The organism is Nonomuraea sp. NPDC048881 (assembly GCF_040649795.1).
In the GTDB taxonomy this organism is placed as follows: Bacteria; Actinomycetota; Actinomycetes; order Streptosporangiales; family Streptosporangiaceae; genus Nonomuraea.
The window spans coordinates 1-4989 of record NZ_JBEZGC010000046.1; the positions used below are offsets into that span (position 1 = coordinate 1).

Here is a 4989-nt window from a genome sequence, read left to right on the forward strand (position 1 = left end):
AGCCGTTCAAGTCTCTGTCAAATTGACCGGGCTTGCTCGACCTGCTGGAATTAAGTCGCGCCCCGCTTCCGGGACAACCCCTCTAACTTACCAGCTCATTCGGACCGCTCTGAACCGTCTTGAATGAACCAGAAGGAAGTGGGATTTGCCGGGCTTCTGTTGAGGCTCTTGCGAGCCCCTTGGCCGCCCTGCGCGAAGCAACTCTAGCAGTCTCCCGCACGTACTTCGCGCCACACAGGTAATCGTAGGGTCCTTCCCTCGTCACAAGATCGTCAAACGTTGGTCATCGCCGTCCGTACGACACCCGAAGTCAAGCGGTCAGCAAGTCATCCGCAATCGTGCCTCGGTACGAAGGTAGCCACGAGCAGACTGCGCTCTCGGAGGTGCCCGCCATGACCCGCTCGGAGTTCGATGACATCCGTGCCTTCCTCGCCGATCCGGCGACCCATGCGGGAGACCTCCTGCGCATCGCCCGGACGCTGATCGACGACCTCGAACAGGCACGCGTGCGCGAGGCCGTCCTGCGTACCCATTACCTGCGACTGCTCACGGCGGCGCGGACGACCATGGCCGCGGACATGGTCGGCGCGCCCGACCCGCTCGCCTTCCTCACGCGCGAGCTGGCCGAGCGCGGTCAGCTGCCCGAGGACGAGGACGCCGTGCGGCAGATCCTGTCCGACGCCCGTACGGCTGAGGCACTGCTTGCCTACATGCACGACGAGCAGCAGCAACAACCGCCGGTCGTGCGGATGCGCGGGATGCGCCTGCGGCGGTGCGTCGGCGCGCACCGGACGCTCCCCCGTTGAGCCGGCCGGCCCAGTCACCGCTCGCCCAGGGCTGATTCCCCAGGGGCTCAGGCTTCGACCTGATGAGGACTGTGGCCATACCCGGTCTTGGCTACCCGGCTGTAAGACTGCGCGTATGTGGCAACGTGGGCTGAACTGGTCGGCAATCATCCTGGTCGGGATATTTGGTCTGATGTGGATCGGTGTTGTGATCTATGCGGATCAGACGTCTTCGCTGTGGGTGCGTGTCGCTCAGGTGCTCTTCGGGGCCTTGCTGCTCGGGTGGGCGGTGCTCAAGGCGGTCGTCCTGGCCAGGGATCAGGAGGGCTGAAACCGGTATCCCATTCCGGGCTCGGTCAGCAGGTGCACGGGATGGGCCGGGTCGCGTTCGAGCTTGCGGCGCAGTTGGGCCATGTACTGGCGCAGGTAGTGCGTCTCCTTCAGGTAGCTGACGCCCCACACCTCCGTCAGCAGCTGCCGCTGGCTGATCAGTTTGCCGGGATTGCGAAGCAGGATCTCCAGGAAGTGCCACTCCGTCGGGGTCAGCCGTACGCCACCTGAGATCGTCTTGCCGGCCAGGTCGATCACGTGATCGCCCAGCCGCACCGTCGCGGGTTCCTCTTCGTGCTGGTTCGTGCGGCGGGTCACCGCGCGGATGCGGGCCAGCAGCTCGTCGATGCCGAACGGCTTGGTGACGTAGTCGTCGGCTCCGGCGTCGAGGGCGTCCACCTTGTCCGTGCTGTCGGTACGTCCCGACAACACGATGATCGGAACCTTCGTCCAGCCGCGCAGCCCCTGGATCACCTCGACGCCGTCGAGATCGGGCAGGCCGAGGTCGAGGACGACCAAGTCGGGGTGCCAGTCGGCGGCCTGGCGCAGCGCCGATGCGCCGTCGGAGGCGACCGCGACCTCGTAGTGTCTGGCCGCCAGGTTGATGCGCAGAGCACGCAGGATCTGGGGCTCATCGTCGACGACGAGCACGCGGGTCACAGGGCCCTCCTCAGTGAGACCGTCATGGTGAGCCCTCCTCCGGGGGTGTCCTCAAGGAGCAGCGTGCCGCCCATCGCCTCGGTGAGGCCGCGCGAGAGTGCGAGGCCGAGGCCCACACCGGTGTGGTTGTCGCGGTCGCCGAGTCGTTGGAAGGGCATGAACACCTTTTCATGCGCTTCCGTGGGGATCCCTGGCCCCCTGTCGATTACGCGCAGTTCGACCCGTTCGCCGTGCCAGCTCGCGGTGACGAGCACGGGCTCGGCTTCGGGGCTGTAGCGGACGGCGTTGGCCATCAGATTCACCAGGACGCGTTCGAGCAGCGCCGGGTCTGCCTGGAACTCCGGCAGATCGGCCGGGACGTCACTTCTGACCCGGTCGCGCAGCGGGCCGAGGTCGTCGATGGCGCGTGGCAGCACGTCCTCGACGGCGACGGGCCGCAGGGTGACGCCCAGGACCCCGGCCTGGAGGCGGCTCATGTCGAGCAGGTTCGACACGAGACGGTTCAGTTTGACCAGGGACTCGCCGGCGGTGGCCAGCAGTTCGGCGCGGTCGTCGTCGGACCAGATGATGTCGGTGTTGCGCAGGCTCTCCACGGAGGCCATCGCCGAGGCGAGGGGAGTGCGCAGGTCGTGGCCGACGGCGGCGAGCAGCGCGGTGCGCATGCGGTCGGCCTCTGCCAGCGGCTCGGCGCGCTCGGCCGCCTCGCGCAGGCGTTCCTGGCGCAGGGCGACGGCGGCCTCGGCGGCGAACGCCTCCAGGACGCGGCGGTCGCTGGCGTCGAGCAGCCGGCCGCGGGTCGCGAGCAGCAGCCGGTCGTCGATGGTGACCACATCGCTCCCGCCGTCCGGTCCGGTGTGGTTCGGGGTGGGGGCGGGCGGGGTGGTGATCGGGGGGCCGCCGGACGTGGCGACGATGCGCCAGTCACCCGACGGATCGTCCCTTTCGAGCAGGGTCACCGCGGTCAGCCCGAACGTCTCGCGCAACCGTCCGAGCAGCGAGGCAATCGCGGACTCCCCGCGCAACACGTGTCCGGCCAGTGTGGAGAGAACTTCGGCGTCCGCCCTGGACCGGGCCGCTTCCCTGCTGCGCCGGGCGGCCAGGTCCACGACCGTGCTCACCATGGCGGCGACCAGGACGAAGATGGCCAGCGAGAGCACGTTCTCCGGTTCGGCGATGGTCAGGGTGTGCACCGGTGGCGTGAAGAACCAGTTGAGCAGCCCGAACGCGAGCACCGCCGCCGTGAGCGCCGGCCACATCCCGCCCACCAGCGCGACGCCGACGACCAGCAGCAGGAACAGCAGGATCTCGCTGGGCAGGCTCAGGTCGAGCGGCGCGATCACGGCGGTGAGCGCCGGCATGGCGGACAGGGTCAGGGCCCATCCGGCCGACTTGCGCCGACGCGTCAGCGCTCCCCCGGGCTGCGGCCGGCCGGAGCCTCCGCTGACGGCCTCGTGCGGGACCATGTGCACGTCGATCGAGCCGGACAGCGTGGCCGTCGTCATGCCCACGCCGCGGGTGAGCAGCTGCGCGAGCCGTCCTCGCCGGGAGGCGCCGAGGACGAGTTGCGAGGCGTTCACTCCGTCGGCGAACGCGATCAGCGCGCGCGGGATGTCGTCGCCCACGACCTGGTGGTAGGTGCCGCCGAGGTCCTCGACGAGTTTGCGCTGGCGTGCCAGGTTGGCCGGGTCGCTCGCGGTGGACAGGGCGTCGGCCCGGGTGACGTGCACGGCGAGCAGGTCGGCGCCCTTGGTCCTGGCCGCGATGCGGGCGGCGCGGCGGACGAGGGTGTCGCCCTCGGGGCCGCCGGTGAGGGCGACGACGACGCGTTCGCGGGCCTCCCAGGTGCCCGCGATGTCGTGGTCGGCCCGGTACGCGATGAGCTGCCGGTCGACCCGGTCCGCCACCCAGAGCAGGGCGAGCTCCCGTAGAGCGGACAGGTTGCCGACGCGGAAGTAGTTGGCGAGGGCGGCGTCGACGCGTTCCGGCGGATAGACGTTGCCGTGGGCGAGGCGGCGGCGCAGGGCCTCGGGTGACATGTCGACGAGTTCGAGCCGGTCGGCCCGCCGGACGAGGTCGTCGGGGACGGTCTCGCGCTGCGGCAGGCCGGTGATCTGCTCGGCCACGTCGCGCAGGGACTCCAGATGCTGGATGTTGAGCGTGGAGACGACGTCGATGCCGGCGTCCAGGATGTCCTGGACGTCCTGCCAGCGTTTGGCGTGCCGGGAGCCGGGCGTGTTGGTGTGGGCGAGCTCGTCGACCAGCACGACCTTGGGGCGGCGGGCGATGACCGCGTCGGCGTCGAGCTCGGTGAACGTGGCGCCGCGATGGACGACGGTGCGGCCCGGCACGGTCTCCAGCCCGTCGAGCAGGCGGGCGACCTGGTCGCGGCCGTGGGTCTCGACATGGCCCACGACCACGTCACGTCCGCGTTCCTTGGCCCGTCGCGCCTCGCTGAGCATGGCGTACGTCTTGCCGACGCCGGGCGCCGCCCCCAGGTAGACCCGCAGCCGCCCGCGCGACGTGCTTCCCATTTCTCCAGGTTACGGCTGGTATGGCGGAGCGACTCCCCAGCCCCAGTGCGGAACCGGCGCCTCCGGGGGCGGCGTCGCGCCGGGCTGGGAGTTGTGCACGGCCAGCCGGGTGCCCCATTCGATGTAGCCGGCGAACGCGGCCCTGAACTCGGGGTCGTCGGGCAGACCGACCTCGTCGGCGGCGTCCATGAGGAGGTTCACCCAGCGGCGACGCTGCGGTTCGGTGATGGCCCGGCCCAGGTGGTGGGCGAGCATGTGGGAATAACCGCCGCGTTCGTGGGTGTACCGGTCGGGACCGCCGAAGACCTCGCTGAGCCACATGGCGACGTATTTGGGGTGGTCGGGGTCCATATGGGCGAACAGCGGCCCGATGAGGTCGTCTTTGAGGACGGTCCGGTAGAACGTCGCGGTCAGCCGTTCGAACGCCTCGGTCCCGCCCGCCCACTCGTAGATGGTCGGGACGTCTTTTTCCGTCATGTAATCATGTAATCAGCACGTGGGTCGTAGGACAAGACCCGGCCCGACGAGGCCCGGAAACGACGAAGTCCCCGGTCGCCGTATGGCGACCGGGGACTTCGGATTGGTAGCGGGGACAGGATTTGAACCTGCGACCTCTGGGTTATGAGCCCAGCGAGCTACCCAAAAGCTCAGATAGGAAGAGCGTCGGGGAGGGGAAGAGTGGG

5 protein-coding genes are annotated in these 4989 nt (G+C 69.2%); 2 read left to right on the forward strand and 3 right to left on the reverse strand.

The features are described from left to right. Positions 1-392: 392 nt before the first annotated feature. Both AB0C33_RS51030 and AB0C33_RS51035 read left to right on the forward strand, forming a co-directional pair. Positions 393-806: a hypothetical protein gene (locus AB0C33_RS51030; protein ID WP_358303087.1), complete on the forward strand. Its 414-nt coding sequence runs from the start codon at positions 393-395 to the stop codon at positions 804-806. 115 nt (positions 807-921) lie between these two features. Next, entirely contained in the window at positions 922-1116 is a 195-nt protein-coding gene (locus tag AB0C33_RS51035) for a hypothetical protein (RefSeq protein WP_358303088.1), read from the forward strand. On the opposite strand, the gene AB0C33_RS51040 is transcribed toward AB0C33_RS51035, so the two are convergent. Genes AB0C33_RS51040 through AB0C33_RS51050 form a run of 3 tightly spaced genes read right to left on the reverse strand, consistent with a single transcriptional unit; the run spans position 1104 to position 4783 of the window. Further along, the gene (locus tag AB0C33_RS51040; RefSeq protein ID WP_358303089.1) at positions 1104-1775 is read right to left on the reverse strand and encodes a response regulator; all 672 of its coding nucleotides are present in this window, start codon (positions 1773-1775) and stop codon (positions 1104-1106) included. The two genes, AB0C33_RS51035 and AB0C33_RS51040, sit on opposite strands and share 13 nt — an antisense overlap. After that, complete coding sequence (locus AB0C33_RS51045) at positions 1772-4306, reverse strand: DUF4118 domain-containing protein (RefSeq protein WP_358303091.1); 2535 nt, start codon at positions 4304-4306, stop codon at positions 1772-1774. Before AB0C33_RS51045 ends, AB0C33_RS51040 begins: the two co-directional genes overlap by 4 nt. A gap of 9 nt (positions 4307-4315) precedes the next feature. After that, on the reverse strand, positions 4316-4783 hold the full coding sequence (locus AB0C33_RS51050) for a group II truncated hemoglobin (RefSeq protein WP_358303093.1): 468 nt from the start codon (positions 4781-4783) through the stop codon (positions 4316-4318). Between the last annotated feature and the right edge of the window lie 206 nt (positions 4784-4989).